The 17,873-nt window shown below is 46.9% G+C and carries 22 protein-coding genes and 1 pseudogene; 12 read left to right on the plus strand and 11 right to left on the minus strand.

The genetic code is table 11. The features are described 5' to 3' along the window. The first annotated feature begins 6 nt into the window (after positions 1–6). Positions 7–571, plus strand: a pseudogene (locus AC58QD_RS18575) (FAD-dependent oxidoreductase). Positions 572–697: 126 nt separating this feature from the next. Here AC58QD_RS18575 and AC58QD_RS18580 read toward each other — a convergent pair. The 5 genes from AC58QD_RS18580 to AC58QD_RS18600 all read right to left on the minus strand — a co-directional run bounded on the left by AC58QD_RS18580 (position 698) and on the right by AC58QD_RS18600 (position 5,615). After that, on the minus strand, positions 698–1,678 hold the full coding sequence (locus AC58QD_RS18580) for an HD domain-containing phosphohydrolase (RefSeq protein WP_497335956.1): 981 nt from the start codon (positions 1,676–1,678) through the stop codon (positions 698–700). Positions 1,679–1,853: 175 nt separating this feature from the next. Next, positions 1,854–2,771 (minus strand): RNA polymerase sigma-70 factor, encoded by a 918-nt coding sequence (locus tag AC58QD_RS18585; RefSeq protein WP_497335958.1) that lies wholly within the window; start codon positions 2,769–2,771, stop codon positions 1,854–1,856. A 31-nt stretch (positions 2,772–2,802) separates the two neighbouring features. Beyond that, positions 2,803–4,116, minus strand: coding sequence for a phytoene desaturase family protein (locus AC58QD_RS18590; protein WP_497335960.1), 1,314 nt, complete (start codon positions 4,114–4,116; stop codon positions 2,803–2,805). A 195-nt stretch (positions 4,117–4,311) separates the two neighbouring features. After that, the gene (locus AC58QD_RS18595; protein ID WP_497335962.1) at positions 4,312–4,617 is read right to left on the minus strand and encodes a putative quinol monooxygenase; all 306 of its coding nucleotides are present in this window, start codon (positions 4,615–4,617) and stop codon (positions 4,312–4,314) included. A gap of 74 nt (positions 4,618–4,691) precedes the next feature. Further along, positions 4,692–5,615, minus strand: a complete 924-nt coding sequence (locus AC58QD_RS18600; RefSeq protein ID WP_497335964.1) for a Rossmann-fold NAD(P)-binding domain-containing protein — start codon at positions 5,613–5,615, stop codon at positions 4,692–4,694. 146 nt (positions 5,616–5,761) lie between these two features. On the opposite strand from AC58QD_RS18600, the gene AC58QD_RS18605 reads away from it, so the two are divergent. Then, positions 5,762–6,184 (plus strand): DUF4395 domain-containing protein, encoded by a 423-nt coding sequence (locus tag AC58QD_RS18605; protein ID WP_497335966.1) that lies wholly within the window; start codon positions 5,762–5,764, stop codon positions 6,182–6,184. Between the two features lie 60 nt (positions 6,185–6,244). On the opposite strand, the gene namA is transcribed toward AC58QD_RS18605, so the two are convergent. After that, positions 6,245–7,255, minus strand: coding sequence for an NADPH dehydrogenase NamA (gene namA, locus AC58QD_RS18610; RefSeq protein ID WP_497335968.1), 1,011 nt, complete (start codon positions 7,253–7,255; stop codon positions 6,245–6,247). A gap of 210 nt (positions 7,256–7,465) precedes the next feature. Between namA and AC58QD_RS18615 the strand changes: the two genes are divergently transcribed. Then, the gene (locus AC58QD_RS18615) at positions 7,466–8,005 is read left to right on the plus strand and encodes a general stress protein (protein WP_497335970.1); all 540 of its coding nucleotides are present in this window, start codon (positions 7,466–7,468) and stop codon (positions 8,003–8,005) included. A 126-nt stretch (positions 8,006–8,131) separates the two neighbouring features. Here AC58QD_RS18615 and AC58QD_RS18620 read toward each other — a convergent pair whose 3' ends face one another. Together AC58QD_RS18620 and AC58QD_RS18625 are read right to left on the minus strand one after the other, a co-directional pair. Continuing rightward, entirely contained in the window at positions 8,132–8,686 is a 555-nt protein-coding gene (locus AC58QD_RS18620) for a GNAT family N-acetyltransferase (RefSeq protein WP_497335972.1), read from the minus strand. A 39-nt stretch (positions 8,687–8,725) separates the two neighbouring features. Beyond that, positions 8,726–9,475: a class I SAM-dependent methyltransferase gene (locus tag AC58QD_RS18625; RefSeq protein ID WP_497336306.1), complete on the minus strand. Its 750-nt coding sequence runs from the start codon at positions 9,473–9,475 to the stop codon at positions 8,726–8,728. A 191-nt stretch (positions 9,476–9,666) separates the two neighbouring features. On the opposite strand from AC58QD_RS18625, the gene AC58QD_RS18630 reads away from it, so the two are divergent. After that, a complete protein-coding gene (locus AC58QD_RS18630; RefSeq protein ID WP_497335974.1) occupies positions 9,667–10,221 on the plus strand; it encodes a hypothetical protein in 555 nt (184 codons plus the stop codon). 52 nt (positions 10,222–10,273) lie between these two features. Here the strand turns inward: AC58QD_RS18630 and AC58QD_RS18635 are convergent, their stop codons facing one another. Further along, on the minus strand, positions 10,274–10,702 hold the full coding sequence (locus AC58QD_RS18635) for a DUF6157 family protein (protein WP_497335976.1): 429 nt from the start codon (positions 10,700–10,702) through the stop codon (positions 10,274–10,276). 128 nt (positions 10,703–10,830) lie between these two features. Between AC58QD_RS18635 and AC58QD_RS18640 the strand changes: the two genes are divergently transcribed. The 4 genes from AC58QD_RS18640 to AC58QD_RS18655 all read left to right on the plus strand — a co-directional run bounded on the left by AC58QD_RS18640 (position 10,831) and on the right by AC58QD_RS18655 (position 14,269). Next, positions 10,831–11,586 (plus strand): exodeoxyribonuclease III, encoded by a 756-nt coding sequence (locus tag AC58QD_RS18640; RefSeq protein WP_497336308.1) that lies wholly within the window; start codon positions 10,831–10,833, stop codon positions 11,584–11,586. Between the two features lie 189 nt (positions 11,587–11,775). Beyond that, positions 11,776–12,510, plus strand: coding sequence for an ABC transporter ATP-binding protein (locus AC58QD_RS18645; protein ID WP_497335978.1), 735 nt, complete (start codon positions 11,776–11,778; stop codon positions 12,508–12,510). Further along, a complete protein-coding gene (locus tag AC58QD_RS18650) occupies positions 12,507–13,547 on the plus strand; it encodes an ABC transporter permease (RefSeq protein ID WP_497335980.1) in 1,041 nt (346 codons plus the stop codon). The genes AC58QD_RS18645 and AC58QD_RS18650 overlap by 4 nt, the downstream gene beginning before the upstream one ends. 47 nt (positions 13,548–13,594) lie before the next feature. Next, entirely contained in the window at positions 13,595–14,269 is a 675-nt protein-coding gene (locus tag AC58QD_RS18655) for a TetR/AcrR family transcriptional regulator (protein ID WP_497335982.1), read from the plus strand. Positions 14,270–14,383: 114 nt separating this feature from the next. On the opposite strand, the gene AC58QD_RS18660 is transcribed toward AC58QD_RS18655, so the two are convergent. Both AC58QD_RS18660 and AC58QD_RS18665 read right to left on the minus strand, forming a co-directional pair. Continuing rightward, complete coding sequence (locus tag AC58QD_RS18660) at positions 14,384–14,722, minus strand: hypothetical protein (protein ID WP_497335984.1); 339 nt, start codon at positions 14,720–14,722, stop codon at positions 14,384–14,386. Between the two features lie 12 nt (positions 14,723–14,734). Beyond that, a complete protein-coding gene (locus AC58QD_RS18665; protein ID WP_497335986.1) occupies positions 14,735–15,433 on the minus strand; it encodes a pirin family protein in 699 nt (232 codons plus the stop codon). A gap of 268 nt (positions 15,434–15,701) precedes the next feature. On the opposite strand from AC58QD_RS18665, the gene AC58QD_RS18670 reads away from it, so the two are divergent. From AC58QD_RS18670 to AC58QD_RS18685, 4 genes are all read left to right on the plus strand, one after another. After that, entirely contained in the window at positions 15,702–15,893 is a 192-nt protein-coding gene (locus AC58QD_RS18670) for a hypothetical protein (RefSeq protein WP_497335988.1), read from the plus strand. Between the two features lie 187 nt (positions 15,894–16,080). Next, positions 16,081–16,527: a hypothetical protein gene (locus tag AC58QD_RS18675; protein ID WP_497335990.1), complete on the plus strand. Its 447-nt coding sequence runs from the start codon at positions 16,081–16,083 to the stop codon at positions 16,525–16,527. A gap of 1 nt (position 16,528) precedes the next feature. Beyond that, positions 16,529–16,756 (plus strand): helix-turn-helix transcriptional regulator, encoded by a 228-nt coding sequence (locus AC58QD_RS18680; protein ID WP_497335992.1) that lies wholly within the window; start codon positions 16,529–16,531, stop codon positions 16,754–16,756. Next, entirely contained in the window at positions 16,753–17,724 is a 972-nt protein-coding gene (locus AC58QD_RS18685; RefSeq protein ID WP_497336310.1) for an NAD(P)-dependent alcohol dehydrogenase, read from the plus strand. Before AC58QD_RS18680 ends, AC58QD_RS18685 begins: the two co-directional genes overlap by 4 nt. The last annotated feature ends 149 nt before the right edge of the window (positions 17,725–17,873 follow it).

Here is a 17,873-nt window from a genome sequence, read left to right on the forward strand (position 1 = left end):
ACACAAATGTACGATATTGTAATCATTGGAGCAGGTCCAGCAGGCGCTAGCGCAGCTATCTTCACAGCAAAAGGCAGGCAAGAAAACCCTTATCCTGGACAGCGACCAAAGTGTAACCAAGCGCGCTTGGGTCGAAAACCACTATGGTGTTAAGGAAACAACTGGACCGGACCTGGTCGAGATTGGCAAGCAGCAAGCTGCTAAATTCGGTGCTGAGATTGTTACTGCAAAAGTTACGAACGTCACTTCAAGCGCTGAAGGGCTAACCGTGCAGACTGAAGACAGCAACTATGAAGCGAAGCACGTTGTCCTGGCCACAGGAATGTTCTCTGACCTCGCAGAAGCTATCGGAGTTACAACCATTCCAGGCACAGAGCCTAGGATTAAGACTATTATCCAGACAGAACCAAGCGGTAAAACGAACATAGAAGGTGTCTGGGCAGCAGGCACAATTGCCGGCGTCAGCATGCATACGATTATTACGGCAGGTGACGGCGCCAAAGTCGCGATTAATATTATCAGTGAGTTGAACGGCTCTCGTTACGTAGACCATGACATGATGAAATCTTAATGAACTTGAGTAGAAAAGCAGAACCTGACTGGCATCGCCTGTCAGGTTCTACTTGTTTACTTGGATGTGCTTTTAGCTATAAAGCCCCTAAAGGTCCCTTCCGGACTATTTCCTAATAGGCTCCATTCATGCATGAACACGTTGAATAAAGGCCGTGATTAAATCTGGATTGAACGCCGTCTCTTTCTGTGCTTCCAGGAAATTCAGGGCTTGGTCATGACTCCATGCTTCCTTGTAAGCTCTTCTGCTTGTTAGCGCATCATATACGTCCACGACGGATACAATCTGGGCTTCAAGGGGAATGGCAGTTCCGCTAAGCCCATATGGATAACCCGTACCGTCCCATTTCTCATGATGATAAGCAATTATATTCTTCGCCACCAGCAGCTCCTGTGTCAGCAGCTCATCATCCAGCTCGTGGGAGATTTTGTTGAGAATGTCGACTCCAATCAGTGGATGTGTCTCGATAATGTTGCGTTCGTAAGAAGTGAGCTTCCCGGGTTTGTATAGAATTCCCTCTGGAATACCAGACTTGCCGATATCGTGCATGATGCTGGCATTCACAATATGCTGCTTGTATTCATAATCCAGTTCCAGCTCGTACATATCTGTATAGGCATCCAGGAGCGCAAAAGTCCAATTCTGAACCCGGGTCAGATGCTCCTCAATGGCCGGATCACGGATTTCACAGGAGATGGCAAGCACCTTAAGAATCTCGCCTTGAATCTTGCTCTTGCGCGATTCGGATAAGTATATGCCTTCGGACAGCTCGCTCATATCGCGGAACATGCCAATGTAGTACGTATCACCCTCGAGGATTAGCGGAGTAATCGTCATGTGGGAATGCCAGATCTCTTGCGATTTCTTACGGTTGATGAACACTCCGGACCAAGGCCTACACTCCGTTAACTCATTTTTCATATGATCATAGGTTCTTCGAGGTGTCAGCTTGGATCTAAGAAAGCCCGCTTTCTTGCCAATAATGCTAACTCGCTCGAACCCTGTTATCTCCACATACTTCTCATTCACATCCAGAACCCGATGATTGTTATCTGTGATGATAACCGCATCCGCCAGATGAAGAAAACATTCCAGTTCTGTTCTCATATGTATGGACTCACTCCTCATGCTGGTTGTAGCTACAGCTTACTATTAGGAGTGGCCTCTCGCAAGGCTCATGAAGTAGAAAAGAACAGAAGGGCGTGGAGATATTCGGAGCACGTATAATAACCCCTTTCGAGGAAAGGGGTTATTTTACCTGTACAGGACCGGGTCCTGCAGCCTATATCGTCAGATGCCTCAGCTTCTCTGGATTCACCACGAGATAAATATTAGTGATTCGTCCTTCCTGGATACGGAAGGTCATCACATTATTCGGAATGGACCCGAAATAAGAAACGATGCCTAACAGACCGTTCACATTAGCGAATCGGTAAGAGTAATCGGTTGGCAGTTTCTCCAGAAGCCCTGCCAAGAAACGAATAATCCGATCGGATCCAAGAATTGGCCGGACAGCGGCAGTGACTTTTCCTCCTCCATCCGAAAGAAGCGTTGCATCCTCGGTTATGAGGCTCATGAGTTTTGTAATGTTGCCCGCTGTCAGAGCTTGGACGAATTGGTTGGTCAGTTCGGCTGCTTGTTCCTGGAGTTGGGTTGTCTTGAGGGTATCGGCAGCATTTGCCGTTGCCCATGTATCGCTGCTCCCGCTAATAGCCCGTTTGGCCCGATGGAAAATTTGACGGCAGTTCGCAGAGCTTTTATCCACTATAACTGCAATTTCCTCGTAGTCATACTCGAGCACTTCTCTTAGTATGAAGACGGCCCGCTCCACCCATGATAACTGCTGCAAAAGAAGCATGTAGGCCGTGGAGACGGATTCTTGCTGCAAATAACGATAACCCGGTTCACCCAACTCATGATCAGCGTCCATAACAAGCGGCTCGGGCAACCAAGGCCCTATATAAACTTCTCGCTGTTTGCTTGCGGAACGGAGACGGTCGATGCATCGGTTGGTCACGATTTTGCATAGATACGCCTTTATATTCTGGACAGATTCCAGCTGGGCTGCATTCAGGCTCAAGAATGTCTCTTGTACGGCATCCTCGGCATCCATCACACTGCCCATCATCCGATAGGCCAATGCAAATAATAAAGGTCTATATGTGGTATACAGCATTTCGAAAGTTTGATTCGGTTCCATGCCTCAGCACCCTTCCTAACACCAATCCATTCTACAAAGCTACTTTGTTATCTGTCCCGGTATTCACCAGACGATTGTGCTGCATAATCGCAAGTTTGGCCGCTCTTCTAGCACTAGCCGCTGCTGCATCTAACAACAGTTCTCCATGGTTGGCCCAATCTCCAGCAACATACAACCCTTGAACCTCGGGAACGGCAGGACCGATATGCTGCTCCGTCCTCCCTAGATGAGGATAATCGTGCACGACGGTTATATTCGGCAAATATTGCTTGGTCACAACCTCCCGCTCCCAATTAGGGTGCAGCAAGCTCATAGTCTGCTCCAATAAACGTTGATCCTGCTTAGGGTCACTTTCCCCGACCCCATTATACTTGATAAGGTGAATCACTTTCGTCCCGTTCTCACTAAGCTCTGCAACAGCAGAATGGTTGCTGAAAAATACCGGCCGATCCAGACCAATGGCCACATTCCGCCCCTCAACAGGAAGCTTCTTCAGGCATAGGTCCAGACAGGCTGCATGGGAAGGACGAGCTTCTTCCTTCCAACGCCGAAGTACGGTCCGATCTGCTCCGTGCAGCATCTGATAGGTCTCTGCAGGCGGCGCCGTGCTGATGACCTGAGTCACGCTCCACGCTCGCCCATCAGTCAATACAATTCTACGCACAGACGAGCGATCCTGCTCGATCTCAGCTACGTGGCAGCTTTCCATAATATCCACACCTGTATGAACCGCTTTCGTACGCAATTGATCGACGACCGTCTGCCATCCCCCGTTGATATAAAGCACTCCAGACTTCAAAGAGCTTTGCACCTGCCTCATAGCAGGACTTGCTGCTTGACGGTCAGCGTCAAACGTATACGTAGCCGTTCTGGCAAGCGCATAGAAAATATGCCGAACCATCGGGTCCCTTATTTCCTGTTCTGCCCATTCTCGCAAGCTTGACCTTGGTGAAATAGCTAAAGGATCCAGTTTACCCAGCTTAGATAACAGCCCAACCAGCTCTAATTTGGCCGACCAAGACAGGAACGAGGAGAAGAGAAGTTTGGCGGGTTGACCTAGCGGAACCACTTTCCCTTGCCAAATGCCTGCTACCTGAGTAGAAGGATTGCCTCCTTCCAGCTTCAAGCCCCATTCCTTGAATAATGAATAAGCCTCTCCTCCCCGATAAATGGCATGCCCTCCGAGATTAAACAGAGCACCATTTCGGTTAACCGTAATCCCCCGTCCACCGACCTTGGATGCCTTTTCTAAGAGAACGACTGACTTTCCAGCCTGAGCTGTTTCAACAGCTGCAATTAACCCTGCAATTCCTCCGCCGATCACCGCAATATCGTAAGTTTTCATTGTTGTTCACCCTCCGCTTTTTATTCTTTCATCCTTAAGGCGTAGGGGGAGTTCATTTTGTGACAACAATCTCGAAAAAAAATCCCATTAGAAATATTTCTTAGTATGCGTATAGACAAAATAAGGCCGATGCCGTCGCTATATAACTAAGCAACTGCTCCAGCCTCTACTTCAACTTCAATTCGCAAACTCCGTTTACTTGATGCCTTTTCCACCTAACGTCTGCAGTTTCACCTGTTCTATGCCAGCAATTAACGGCCTGCCTCGTTGGATAAGCTTCTTAGTCGCTTCATGTGTCAGAGAGTCTTGATGAGCCGCTTGATCGACCCATACCTCCGTAACCCAGATGACGTCCGGCTCCTCATCCGTGATATTAACCACATACAACTCGCAGCCTTCCACATCTTCAATAAAAGAAGCCGCCTCCAGCAGCACTTGTACCAGTTCGTCTCGTTTGCCTGGGTGCGCAATGCATTTACCGTATAGACCGAATTTACTCATCTTACATAGTTCCTCCAATTCGCCTTTTTGCCTAAGTCTACATCATCTTCACTGACAATTGTAGTCAGTGAAGATTAGGCGGGATTGCTCTCAAGCAAGTGGAGCATTAACGCTTTTTGCACATGCATTCGGTTCTCGGCCTGCTGGTAAATAATCGATTTCTCGGACTCAATAAGCTCTTCCTCAATCTCAAAGTCTGGGTGAATCGGCATGTCATGCATAAGGTAAGGTTGGTACCCTTGAAGATTGAGTCTGTTGACTTGAGAAGGCATCATAAGCTGAATGCGTCTGTCCCTCTCCTCTTTATAGCGCTCATCTCCGTAAAACTCCATGTCCATCCACGTGTCCGTATACACAAAGTCAGAATTAGCTACGGCCGTCGACAAATGAGTAACTTGGGTTACGTACCCGCTTGCATACGCGCGCTGCATCAGCTCTTCATCCCATGAAGGCTCATTAATGATCGGTGTTACGAGCTGAAGCTTGATCCCAAGCGTGACACAGCCTGCCACAAGAGAATTGGCCACATTGTTATGAATACCCGCATAGGTGACGGTTATCGTCTCAAAAGAGCCAGAAACTTCATAAATGGTCATCAGATCAGCCAAGGCCTGACAAGGATGATACTTATCACAGCAGCCATTTATAACAGGTACGCTGGAATATTCAGCGAGCTGCAACAAATCGGCATGGTTCTTAAGCCTTGCCATAATGAGATCGCTGTTGCGTGATACATATCGAGCTTCATATTGGATGGGGGAAATGCTGAAATTGCTTGCATCCCAATCCATAGTCACAGCGTAACCGCCCATCTGATTAATACCGGACTGAAAGGAAAGGTTCGTTCTAGTTGATGTTTTCTGAAAAAGCATTAGTAATCCTTTGCGGTGGCATGCATTGTAATAGGCTTCGGAATTTCGTTTGATCTCGACGGCTTGGTGGATGATGGATAGCAAAGTGGGCTTATCTAGTTCTTGTAAGGATAAAAGATGATTCATAGGGCTCTCCTTAATTATGTATATTTATTATTTGTAGTGCATATTTATTCATACTATCGATTAAACATCCGTCTGTCAATTCCTTATCGCCAAGATTACGATAATGCTGTATGATTGAAATATCCGATACGAATGGTGGGATTAATATGAGCACAAAGCCTCGCTCGATCCCTCGCCCGCTGGTGAGGGCTAATCAATGGTTTATTGTCTTGAGTGTGGTAGCAACTTTGCTGTCTGGACAATATTGGATCCTTGCTTTGCCGCTTACTTCGGGACTTCTTGGGCTAATCACAGGGGTTAATCCCGTTATGCGGTTGGCGCGATTATTTCTTCGCAAGCCAGCATCTACTTATATCCCAGAGGACTGGGCCGAGCAACAATTCAACCAGACTATTGCGGTAGCATGTCTTACAATCGGCTTATTAAGCTATATCCTCAATTGGACGACTACAGCTTATATATTCACGACGATTGTGGGTGCAGCGGCGTTTGTCGCTATCCTCGGCTTCTGCGTAGGCTGCTTTATGCGTTACCAATTATTACGATTACGCAGAGCTTACAAGTCTTGAGCGAACAAAAGCAGCAATTGCGATTCAACACGCAATTGCTGCTCTTTTATTCTTGCACCGTTATAACCACGCCCGCTTGTAGGCTGTGGGAGGTTCAACCGTTGCCTGTAGCTGTGCAGCCGCATGCAGGGGCCAGTATGGATTACGCAATAACTCCCGCCCGAGGAAGATCAGATCGGCTTGTCCTTGTTCGACGATCCGATCTGCTTGCTCGGCCTCTGTAATCAATCCTACCGCACCAGTCGCAATACCCGCTTCCCTCCGAATTTGCTCCGCATATGGAACTTGGTAACCCGGATACAGCTTGATCGTAGCAGGCACTACTGCACCCGAGCTGCAGTCCACCAGATCCACACCCAACTGCTTCATCCGTTCCGCATAATACACGTACTCTTCTATACCATTGCCTTCCGGATGGTATTCATTGGCCGATATTCGTACGAATAATGGTCCACCCCAGACCGAACGAATCGCAACAATAATGTCCTCTAAGAACCGGAATCGCTTATCCCGATCACCGCCATAGGCATCTTCACGATGATTGGCAAGCGGAGATAGGAATTCATTGATTAAATATCCATGCGCCCCATGAATCTCAATGATATCAAACCCTGCTGCTGCCGCTCGGTTGGCTGCTTCCTGAAAGGCATGTACAGTCTCTCTAATCTGCTCCAGACTCATTTCAATCGGAGTGCGGGATTGTTCGTTGAACGGAATCGCGGACGGTGCAAGGATATCCCCTTCGACCATAGCTTTTCTTCCTGCATGAGCGATCTGAATCCCGATCTTGCCGCCGGCTTGATGGACAAGCCCTGCCAGTTCCTTAAGACCTGCAAAATGATCATCACTCCAGATACCTAGATCATTGGCGGATATTCGCCCTTGTTCTGTGACAGCTGAAGCTTCCAGCATAACTAAACCCACTTGTCCCACAGCTCGGCTGGTATAATGCGTTTTGTGAAACTCGGTTACTTTGCCGTCATGCTCCGGACAGGAGTACATACACATGGGGGACATAACAATACGATTCTTTAACTCCAGGTTCCTTATCGTGTAAGGTGTGAACAGCATGAACTCACATCCCTTTCTTTTTGTAAATAAATTAACCCTACTATAACGCAGTATTCCGACTAAAACAATAGGATTAAATGTAACAAAATGTAGTACAAGCGGGTCATCTGTACTTGTTTAGAATAACCCACATTGGGTAAGAAGATTTAGCAAGCCTCTACATTTCAGCGGACCGAAAGGTTCAGCACAAACCACTAGGAGGTAATAAGAATGGAACAAAACAAAAAGGTTGTTGGTGTATTCAATACCGAGCAGGAAGCGATTAATGCAATTGAAGGACTGAAACGACAAGGTTACACGTCCGATGATATTTCGGTTGTGGGTAGAAATAGAGATGACATAGAAAATGTTACCGGTGAAACCAATACCAAGGCACCCGAAGGAACAGTGACCGGGATGGCAACAGGCGGTGTGATAGGTGGTGTGACGGGATTGTTAGCAGGGATCGGCTTGCTAGCCATTCCCGGGATCGGTCCTATTCTGGCCGCAGGCCCAATTGCAGCTACCATTACAGGGTTGGCGGTAGGCGCTGGAGCAGGAGGCGTAGTAGGCGGGCTCATCGGACTGGGTATTCCTGAAGAGGAAGCACGACAGTACAACGACTACGTCAATGACGGACGGATTCTGGTTATGGTCGACTCGGATGCCGAACGCAATCGCTCCGTATACGACACATTCCGAACGAACAATTCCCTAAATGCCGATACCTATGACTCCATGTATGGTGCAGGGACGACTAGAAGGCATTAATAGACTGGCAAGAGCCCGAGCAGGCTTGATCCAATAAAAATCTGAAATGCATCGACGCGAATCGTCATAACGAGGAATCCATCCTCTTTATGGCTGATAAGCGGAGGTGCATTTTTTTCATTAGCTTCAAGGCTGCTTGATCATTCGATAAAAGGCACGGCCGCTTACCTGGATCTTCCCATCCTCTATATATCCTAGCTTTTTGTACAGAAGTTGGGCGGGTACGTTCTCCTCATCTACTAGCAGCATAATCTTGGGATATCCCATCTCAAGAGCATTTCGTTCGAATAGTTGGAGCAGCTCTGTGCCGATTCCGCGTCCTTGAAAATCGGAATCGACGGCTACGGAATCCAAGTAGTACTCGTCCTGTCGGGCTTCCCGTTCGATCCATGGAGAAAGCTGGCCTATGGCTCGCAATCGGGAAAGAAACGGAAGATCCAGCTCCTTTGCGCGACTCCCATGATAAGCCAGCATAAATGCAATGACTCTGCCCTCGACTTCTTTCACCAGCACATTCTCGAAGCTAATCCGATTGCCCCTCTGTCGAAAAAAGCTTTCTAACACACGCAGCGTATCTTCTAAATTGTCCGTGCCGGAGAGTGTATGAGCAATACCGCCAATAGCGGTATACATAAGCCGAATCACTTGTTCTGCGTCTTCTTGAGTGGCCTGACGAATCATATTGCTTAGCCTCCTATAAACTTTCCAAACAAATATTGCTTACCGACGGACAATTATCATAAATCGCTTGGAATTCGTTCGGATTCCTTGCTCCGTGCGATTCTCCCGGATAAACGAATCGAGGATATGGAAATCTTGAGCGTCACGCCCAAAATCCTGGATAATCGGGGTGTGCTTCAATAAAAAGATCAGATCTTCCGCCGACTCGTAATATTCAGAGGCATCATACTCATACGAATGAATTTCTTTGAAGCCTGCTTGGGTCAAATCGTCGAGGTACTTGTTCTTAAGCTGCCCGTAGGAGTCTTGATCCCCTTGCCCTCGGCCGAACGCCCTTTTCAAATTTTCTTTATCCCCTTCGCCTACTTGCTGCGTCAGAAATATTCCGTCTGGCGATAACACCTTTGCTACTTGATCAGCATAGAACGGGGCCTGCCGACAGGACACTACATCGAAGAAATGCTCAGGGAATTCAAGCTTCGACGCGTCCATTTGCATGTAGCGCACATTCGCCCTATTTGCTCGCTTCCGATTAGTATTCGCCGTTCCGATCATATTAGCCGAAACATCGATTCCGATTAAAAGCAGGGCAGCATCGCTCATCTGAAGCAATGCCTCTCCTCCGCCTGTACCTATATCCAGCAGAAGATCGGATTGTTTACAGACTTTCCTCACTTCCTCATATAATTGAAAGGTCGCCCCTTCCATCACACACTTCACCTTACTGAAATTCCAACCGTTCAAATGCCCGACTCTATCGTAAAACGACCTGTATTCCGCCTCATTCATGGCCATGTCACTGTTCCACCTTTTGATTTCTCTAAGAGTAATAGCAAGACGTCTAGTACCGCCTACCGACTAAAGTCTAGCCCAAAACTATACCTGCGTTCGTTACGACCAACCACCGATCCACTGTATTCTTTTAATAACAGACGAGATGCGGAACGCACAGTTGGACAATGAACGGAGGTATTCTTCACATGACTCAGTACAAAAATATTTTCATTCTTCTAACCGATACGGGCACCCTGCTCAACAAAATGATCCGACTATACACTAAAGCTTCAATGAATCATGCCTCTATTTCTTTGGATGGAAGCCTGCAGAACGTATATAGCTTCGGGCGTAAATATGAAGAAAACCCTTTTGTCGGAGGATTCGTTAGAGAGAACATGGAAGGAAAAGTGTTTCAAAACTCCAAATGCTCCGTTTATAAGTTAAGGGTGAGTACAGGCCAATATGAGAAGCTCAAATCGATCATTCAAAAATTCGAGAAGAACGAGCATCAATACTCGTATAATCTCCTGGGTCTATTTTTACTACCTCTCAATATGCCATTGGAACGCAAGCAAGCTTTCTTCTGCTCGGAATTCGTTGCTTTTACTTTATCCCGTGCCGGCATTTCGGTTACTGACAAACCTTCCTCCCTAGTAAAACCATGCGATTTCGCCAAATCAACGTCCCTGCAGCTTGTATTCAAAGGGAGCTTGAAAGACTATATGGAGCTTAGAAGTCTAGCAAACATGGCCTCGTAATCGAACTACCTTCATCATCATATGAGTGTTCGGTCTATCTGGGATCTGGCTATTACTTTTCTTTGCTATTGCGCATCGCAGGTAAAAGCATTAAATCTCCCTTGTCACCCTCAATGAATTGTTGGTACGCTGGCGACTCCATTGGAATCAACGCCATCTTACCCTCTTTATCGAAATGAATGCCCCATCCGAATTTCTTCGGCAGCATGGACGCTCTCATACAAGCCGTAGGTTTCTGGAAAAACTCGTCTCTGATTTGTGTACCCTTGGAGGACAATTCTTCCTCTGAGAGCGCCTTATGGCGAATATGCACCTGATAGAGTAGCTCTTCTTGCGTGTAAACATATGGATTGGCGGAAACTAACTCGAATTCGATGCCGGCCTTGGTCTTGCCGTCCTTCTTATCTGGCGGTACCTTACCGCTAACGGCCGGACAATCCGCTGCAACTTTTATAAACGTGTCATAATAATTCCATTCCATTTGGATATCCCTCCAACTTCTTCCTTTTCCAAATTATTGCGCATTTGATCGAAGAGTTCAAGGTAAAGGATGTGTGGTACACTGGGAGCATACTTACTATGACGTTGAATGGCTAGGAGTTGCGAATGATGAAGCTAGTATCGTGGAACGTGAATGGACTAAGAGCATGTGTGAACAAAGGATTTAACGATTATTTCGCTGAGACGGATGCAGATATATTCTGTATTCAGGAAACCAAGCTGCAGGAAGGACAAATTACACTGGAGCATGGCGAACAATATACATCCTATTGGAATCATGCCTTGAAAAAGGGCTACTCCGGAACGGCGATTTTCACTAAGCTTAAGCCGCTTTCCGTTCGATATGGAATGGAGCAAGACGAAGAACCCGAAGGGCGTATTCTTACACTTGAATTCGATTCTTTCTATCTAGTAAATGTTTATACCCCCAATGCTAGACGAGATTTGTCCAGGTTGGATTTCAGATTGGAATGGGAGGAACGGTTTCGAGGCTACCTTCAGCAGTTGGACATGATCAAACCTGTCATTATTTGCGGAGATTTGAATGTAGCCCATCATGAGATCGATCTGAAGAATCCCAAGTCGAATCGTAATAATTCCGGCTTTACTCAAGAAGAACGGGATAAGATGACTCAGTTGCTGGAAGCGGGTTTTATCGATACTTTCCGACATTTCTACCCTGATCGAACGGATGCTTATTCCTGGTGGTCTTACATGCCTAAGGTAAGAGAACGGAACGTGGGGTGGCGTATTGATTATTTCCTCGTCTCTGCAAGACTGGATTCCTCTTTAACAGATGCCCATATAGATTGCGATATAATGGGCAGCGATCACTGTCCGGTAGTCCTTTATTTGGCTGATTAATAAGGGGCTGAAACGAACTCATTTGACATGGCCCACTAGTACACGAAAACCCACCTAAAGCTGCATGCTGAGGGTGTTTTTTTTTCGTTGAAAAATAAGTGATTACTCACTTGACGCTCGGAAAATTCGGAAGTATATTGAATTTAACAAAAGTGAGCAATCACTCATTATTCAAGGAGAGTGAATGAGATGGCAAAAGAAAACGAAATATGCATCCGAGCCGTGGATGTTATCCGCAAATTCGATGACAAGGAGGTTCTCCACAGCATTAGCCTCAATGTCAGCAAAAACGAGATATTCGGATTATTGGGCCCCTCGGGTTCCGGCAAAACCACACTGGTCAAAATAATCGCCGGCATCGACCAAGCAACAAGCGGCCGAATCGAAGTGTTAGGTACGCCGATGCCAAAGCTTGCGATGATGAATCGAATCGGATACATGGCCCAATCTGACGCTCTGTATACCGAGCTAACCGCCAAAGAAAATCTGGAATTTTTCGGCTCCCTCTTCGGACTTCGAGGTGCAAAGCTGAAAAAACGGATGCAAGAGGTCATGGAGCTTGTCAACTTAACCCCTCATCTGAAGCGCTCCGTTGCCGCTTACTCGGGCGGCATGAAACGCCGCTTATCTCTTGCCATTGCCCTTCTTCACGAACCGGAAGTCCTAATTCTCGATGAACCGACCGTCGGCATCGATCCCGTGCTTCGCAAATCCATATGGGATGAGCTCGGGAGTCTGAGCCGAAGAGGGACAACGATCATGGTCACTACTCACGTCATGGATGAAGCCGACAAATGCCACCGTCTCGGTATGGTTCGCGATGGACACCTGATTGCCGTCGGAACACCGGAAGAATTGAGAGAGAATACCGGCAGCGCCAGTATTGAAGAAGCATTCCTGTTCTATGGAGGAGTTCGCTCATGAGAATCCGAGCCCTTATTGTCCGTATTGTTCGCCAGTTCATTCATGACAAGCGAACGATGGCATTATTGATCGCCGCCCCGCTATTAGTCTTATCCCTTATGTATTTAGTATTTAATGGCGGTACGTATCAACCGAAGCTTGGCACCCTGCAAATTCCAGCATCCTTATCACAGAGCTTGAGCAATAACGATGCTATCGTGACGGCCTTCAGCACGGCGGACGAGGCAGAAGCAGCACTCGCCGATCGAGAAATCGATGCGATTATCCGGCTGGACGGCGCACTTCCGCATGTGAAGCTCGAAGGCAGCGATCCTGCCAAAAACCGTTCCGTTATGATGCTGATTCAGAAGACCATACAAGAGCAGGCTCCTGCACAGAATCAGGCAGCCAAACCGCCTACACCGGTCTTCGACTATCTACACGGTTCTGCAGACATGTCTTCCTTCGACAATTTTGGCCCCGTATTGATTGGATTGTTTGCCTTCTTCTTCGTTTTCCTCATTGCGGGAGTCTCCTTTCTGAAGGAGCGAACTAGCGGAACGTTGGAGCGTCTCTTGGCCACTCCGCTGCGCCGTTGGGAAATCGTTGTCGGATATATGGCAGGCTTCGGAATATTCACCAGCCTGCAGGCGGTGCTAATCGCGGGGTATACGATCGGTGTATTAGGAAGCCTAATGGTTGGCTCCTTCTGGTACGTGCTCCTGATTATGCTTCTCTTGTCCATAACGGCACTCAGCTTCGGCACCTTCCTATCGGCTTTTGCGAACACAGAATTCCAGATGATTCAATTCATTCCGTTAGTTATTGTGCCACAAGTATTCTTCTCAGGCTTGTTCGATCTCGACAGCATGTCACCCTGGCTGAGTTGGCTGTCCTATATCACTCCACTTAAGTACGGTGCTGATGCTCTTCGGAACATTATGATCCGCGGAGAAGGCTGGGGCTCCATCGCCTTTGACGTGTACATTTTGCTGGCGTTGTCTCTGCTCTTCATGACGGCCAATGTACTCGCGTTGCGCAAGCATCGGAAAATATAGTAATCTTGTAAAGACATTCATTCGCACGTGAAAGGGGATATGCCTCTATGTCGGATCATACAGAACAATGGCTGGAGGACCTTATCCGGTTGACCGAGGGGGACGACCAGAAGAAAACCGATAAACAAGCCAAGATCCTGGAGGCTGCTATCGAGATCTTCTCAGAAAAAGGCTACGCCGCCACATCTACCAGTGAAATTGCTCAGAAAGCCGGCGTCGCGGAAGGAACCATTTTCCGTCACTATAAAACAAAGAAGGATCTTTTGCTGTCAATCGCTGGGCCCATCGCAACCAAGCTGGTCGCCCCGTTTCTTATGCGTGATTTTGCCAAGCTGCTTGACCTTCCCTATAACCAGGCCGATGAATTCTTTCGCGCTATTGCTCGAGACAGGGTCGTATTCGCTCGTAAAAACGTAAAGCTTATCAGAATTCTGTTCCACGAGGTTCCTTTTCAACCGGAATTGATGGAACAGGTTAAAAGCTTGATGACGAACATCGTGGTAACACGTATCGAAAAGGTCGTCAAACATTTTCAGGAGCAGGGGCAGATTATCGAAGCGCCGCCATGGCGTATTATGCGATCCGCCGCCAGCATGTTCATTGGCATGATCATCTTTCATGTGTTTCTGATGCCGGAATTTCCCTTTGATGAGGAAGAGGAGATCGATCGCACGCTGGACATTCTTTTGCACGGAATCGCACGTCGGGCAGAAGCGAAGTAGACTAGTGTTCGACAGCAACCAACGCGCCTGTGCTCGGTTGTGATTGGCAAATAGCACAAAAAGGGCTGTGAGAGGTTGCCTGTTGGCAACCTTTCACAGCCCTTTTCCCGCTTACTATTTCGCATCTCTCATGTACTCATCAGGCACGTAGACAATGCTCGATTGAGCAGTAACGATCAGTACTCCCGCATCCTCATCATACGTGACCGGCCCTTCATGTACGTAATACCAGGTTTTAACCGTTGGTTGGTCTTCATACTCACGAAAAATAAACACGTTCAACTCATCCTTGGACTGGAGTACACCTGCTATTTGATCACTCGACAGACCTTGCACGGTAAATTTCGTCCCGCCGCCCTCCATCTCCTCGATCTCATAAGCCACAGGCCGCTTGCCCGTATCAATGAAAATGGGTCCTCCGACCGCATTCTTGACGACAAAAATCTCCTTCATCACCCGGCCCCCTTATGGCAAATCGATCAGCATGAAAAACGCCGACTGATTCGCTTCCAGCTTCAGATGCGACTCGCCTTCCATGCGCGCCGAATCTCCATTACCCAGTATCGTTCCATTCACCTGAACCGCACCCTCGATAACAAACATATACATACGCCGGCCTTCAAGCTGCGTATATTCCAATTGCTTGCCGCTCTCGAGTCTACTGAGATAGATCGTCATATCCTGGTTCAGCAACGCTACGTTGTCCGATGCCGTATGCGAAGCTACAGGCAGAAGGGTATTGATCAGCTTGCCTACCTCATATCGGACAGCTTCATAGGAAGGCGGTAGTCCCCTCTCGCGCGGCATGAACCAGATTTGCAGCAGCCGCAACGGCTCTTCATCTGATGGATTAAACTCAGCATGCACGATGCCCGTACCGGCAGACATTCTCTGCAGCCCGCCAGCAGACGTGGTCTCAGCATTCCCCAGATTGTCTTCATGCCGGATGCTGCCTTCGAGCACGATAGAGACAATCTCCATGTCACTGTGGGGGTGGGCACCGAAGCCCCTGCCTGGGGCAAGCACATCGTCGTTACATACACGCATTACGCCGAACGCCGTATTGTCAGGGTCAGCGTAGGCTCCGAACGAGAAGCTGGGGCGGCTCTGCAGCCAACCCATATCGGTCTTGTGCCGTTCTAAATCGGGGTACACTTTAATCATGCTCCGGCCTCCTCGAATAAAAATATAGATACTATACTTAGTATAGTGAATTATTGTTGAGCTGACAACCCTATGATTGCACGGCTCCCGAGGCCGTCCGGATTCGTCTTTCTTTTCAAATTAATTGTCGTTCGCAGGGATCGGAGTGATATTTATCACAGAGGTATGCGGTCTCTATGATTCATAATATATGTAGCAGAATGAATAAAGTATAGGATAACCAAGTTGGTGTAGCGCAAGTACTAACTATTATGAAAAGAGGGATTTCATGAATACCGAGAAGAACATTTGCGAATCGTGCGCTTCTAAAAGCGGCACATCTACATGGCCGAAGAGTACCCATTGGATTTGCGAAGACTGCAAAGTAAACATGAGAATCAAGACGATCACAGCGACCAAGCTTGAACTCCGAACGATCACCTATGCAGACGCGATTGATTTGCCCAATAAAAAGCAGTAACTGGTAAGTGATACCTAATCGCAATTCCAAGGCCAAACAGCCAACCCCCTGCTTAGGAGGTTGGTTATTTGTGTTGAAATTATTTCATTTTTGTGTAATATATACTTTACAATGTGTATGGTTTAAGTTACATTATGTACATGATACTTTACTCAAAGTAAAGATTAACTTACAGGAGGATTCGAATATGTCCTATCAAGAAAAAAAGAACCTCGTATCTTTAATTGGCACCACACTGATTTTTGGATCCTATTGTTTGTATGTATTTCAAATGTACCAAGAAGGAAGCATAGATCCGGCTGATAGCTTCAGCTTTTGGGGGGCCGCCATCTTAATCTTAATCCCGGTGTCGATTGTAGCAAAAATCATCATTCAAATTGTATTCAATATCATCTATAGAATCACTACTAATGAAAAAGAGCCTTCATTTGCTGATGAACTAGACAAGTTAATAGAATTGAAAGCCACAAGGAATTCTCATTACGCATTTATACTTGGCTTCCTTCTGTCGATGGGATCGTTGGTTATGGATATGTCCCCCTCGGTGATGTTCATCATCCTTTTTATCTCTGGGTTTGTGTCTGAGTTGGTTGGAATTTTCACACAGCTTTATCTTTATCGGAGAGGAGTCTAAGATGGGCAAATTTGTTATTAGCAATAACGTTCGGAAATTACGGTTTATCCATGATGAAATGACGCAACAACAATTAGCTGAAAAAGTAGGTGTGACACGACAAACTATCGTAGCGATTGAAAAGGAAAAATACTCCCCTTCTTTGGAATTGGCTTTTCGTATTGCGCTCGTCTTCAACTCTCCGTTGGAAGAAGTATTCTTTATAGAAAATAAGGAGGAATTCTTATAAAAGCGATCATATGCCCAAAATACGGGACACCGGATGTTCTTCAACTCAAAGAAGTAGAGATACCTACTCCCAAAGACAACGAAGTACGGATAAAAATATTTGCGGGAGTAGTTACGCCCTCGGACTGTGCCTTTCGAAAGGCCGACCCCTTTATGATCCGATTTCTTTATGGCCTCAGTAGACCCAAATATACGATATTAGGGGTTGAGCTGGCTGGGGAAATTGATTCAATAGGCAGAGATGTAAAGCTATTTAAGAAAGGCGATCAAGTATTTGGTATAAGTCCGAACAGCTTTGGTGCTCATGCCGAATACATGTGTTTGCCCGAAGATAAACCGGTGATCCTAAAACCAGCCAATGCAACCTATGAAGAAGCCGCTGGCGTCTGTGACGGGGCATTAACTGCATTGATTTTCCTTAGAGATATGGCGAATATTCAGCGTGGACAACAAGTTCTTATCCATGGCGCTTCTGGAGCGGTAGGTGCTTATGCTGTACAGCTTGCCAAGTATTTTGGGGCAGTAGTTACCGGAGTATGCAGTACCACGAATCTAGAATTGGTGCAGTCTCTGGGGGCCGATAAGGTAATCGATTATACCAAAGATGACTTTACCAAAAACGGTCACACCTATGATGTTATTTTTGACGCGGTAGGCAAGAGTTCATTTGCGCGTTGTAAAGGCTCGCTAAAGCAAAGAGGGGTCTATCTCTCCACTGTCCCTTCACTGGGAATTATGCTTCAAATGTTATGGACTTCAAAGATCGGCAGCAAAAAAGCCATTTTTACGGCTTCGGGCTTAAAGCAAAATAAAGAAAATCTGGTCTTCCTCAAAGAGCTTTTCGAAGCGGGCAAGATAAGATCGGTTATAGATAGACGCTATCCGTTGGAACAGACTGCTGAAGCTCACCGGTACGTTGAAAAAGGACACAAAAAGGGCAATGTCGTCATCACTTTGGAACATCGTTAGTATTTTGCATGCGACGCGCAAATAGGTCGGTAGCCGCTCGAAAGAGTGGATCTACCGGCCTTCTTTGTGAACACGAAGAGGTTCAAGAATATCAAAGGAACTACATATTCGAAATCTTCAAATTATTATTAAACCTATGAGACGGGTTT

It is taken from the genome of Paenibacillus sp. J2R1T-4, assembly GCF_059692235.1.

Bases quoted from the DNA above. Each gene is read 5' to 3' on its own strand.
- AC58QD_RS18580 (WP_497335956.1), bottom strand. From the start codon at position 1,678: ATGAGAACAGAACTGGAATGTTTTCTTCATCTGGCGGATGCGGTTATC.
- AC58QD_RS18585 (WP_497335958.1), bottom strand. From the start codon at position 2,771: ATGGAACCGAATCAAACTTTCGAAATGCTGTATACCACATATAGACCT.
- AC58QD_RS18590 (WP_497335960.1), bottom strand. From the start codon at position 4,116: ATGAAAACTTACGATATTGCGGTGATCGGCGGAGGAATTGCAGGGTTA.
- AC58QD_RS18595 (WP_497335962.1), bottom strand. From the start codon at position 4,617: ATGAGTAAATTCGGTCTATACGGTAAATGCATTGCGCACCCAGGCAAA.
- AC58QD_RS18600 (WP_497335964.1), bottom strand. From the start codon at position 5,615: ATGAATCATCTTTTATCCTTACAAGAACTAGATAAGCCCACTTTGCTA.
- AC58QD_RS18605 (WP_497335966.1), top strand. From the start codon at position 5,762: ATGAGCACAAAGCCTCGCTCGATCCCTCGCCCGCTGGTGAGGGCTAAT.
- namA (WP_497335968.1), bottom strand. From the start codon at position 7,255: ATGCTGTTCACACCTTACACGATAAGGAACCTGGAGTTAAAGAATCGT.
- AC58QD_RS18615 (WP_497335970.1), top strand. From the start codon at position 7,466: ATGGAACAAAACAAAAAGGTTGTTGGTGTATTCAATACCGAGCAGGAA.
- AC58QD_RS18620 (WP_497335972.1), bottom strand. From the start codon at position 8,686: ATGATTCGTCAGGCCACTCAAGAAGACGCAGAACAAGTGATTCGGCTT.
- AC58QD_RS18625 (WP_497336306.1), bottom strand. From the start codon at position 9,475: ATGAATGAGGCGGAATACAGGTCGTTTTACGATAGAGTCGGGCATTTG.
- AC58QD_RS18630 (WP_497335974.1), top strand. From the start codon at position 9,667: ATGACTCAGTACAAAAATATTTTCATTCTTCTAACCGATACGGGCACC.
- AC58QD_RS18635 (WP_497335976.1), bottom strand. From the start codon at position 10,702: ATGGAATGGAATTATTATGACACGTTTATAAAAGTTGCAGCGGATTGT.
- AC58QD_RS18640 (WP_497336308.1), top strand. From the start codon at position 10,831: ATGAAGCTAGTATCGTGGAACGTGAATGGACTAAGAGCATGTGTGAAC.
- AC58QD_RS18645 (WP_497335978.1), top strand. From the start codon at position 11,776: ATGGCAAAAGAAAACGAAATATGCATCCGAGCCGTGGATGTTATCCGC.
- AC58QD_RS18650 (WP_497335980.1), top strand. From the start codon at position 12,507: ATGAGAATCCGAGCCCTTATTGTCCGTATTGTTCGCCAGTTCATTCAT.
- AC58QD_RS18655 (WP_497335982.1), top strand. From the start codon at position 13,595: ATGTCGGATCATACAGAACAATGGCTGGAGGACCTTATCCGGTTGACC.
- AC58QD_RS18660 (WP_497335984.1), bottom strand. From the start codon at position 14,722: ATGAAGGAGATTTTTGTCGTCAAGAATGCGGTCGGAGGACCCATTTTC.
- AC58QD_RS18665 (WP_497335986.1), bottom strand. From the start codon at position 15,433: ATGATTAAAGTGTACCCCGATTTAGAACGGCACAAGACCGATATGGGT.
- AC58QD_RS18670 (WP_497335988.1), top strand. From the start codon at position 15,702: ATGAATACCGAGAAGAACATTTGCGAATCGTGCGCTTCTAAAAGCGGC.
- AC58QD_RS18675 (WP_497335990.1), top strand. From the start codon at position 16,081: ATGTCCTATCAAGAAAAAAAGAACCTCGTATCTTTAATTGGCACCACA.
- AC58QD_RS18680 (WP_497335992.1), top strand. From the start codon at position 16,529: ATGGGCAAATTTGTTATTAGCAATAACGTTCGGAAATTACGGTTTATC.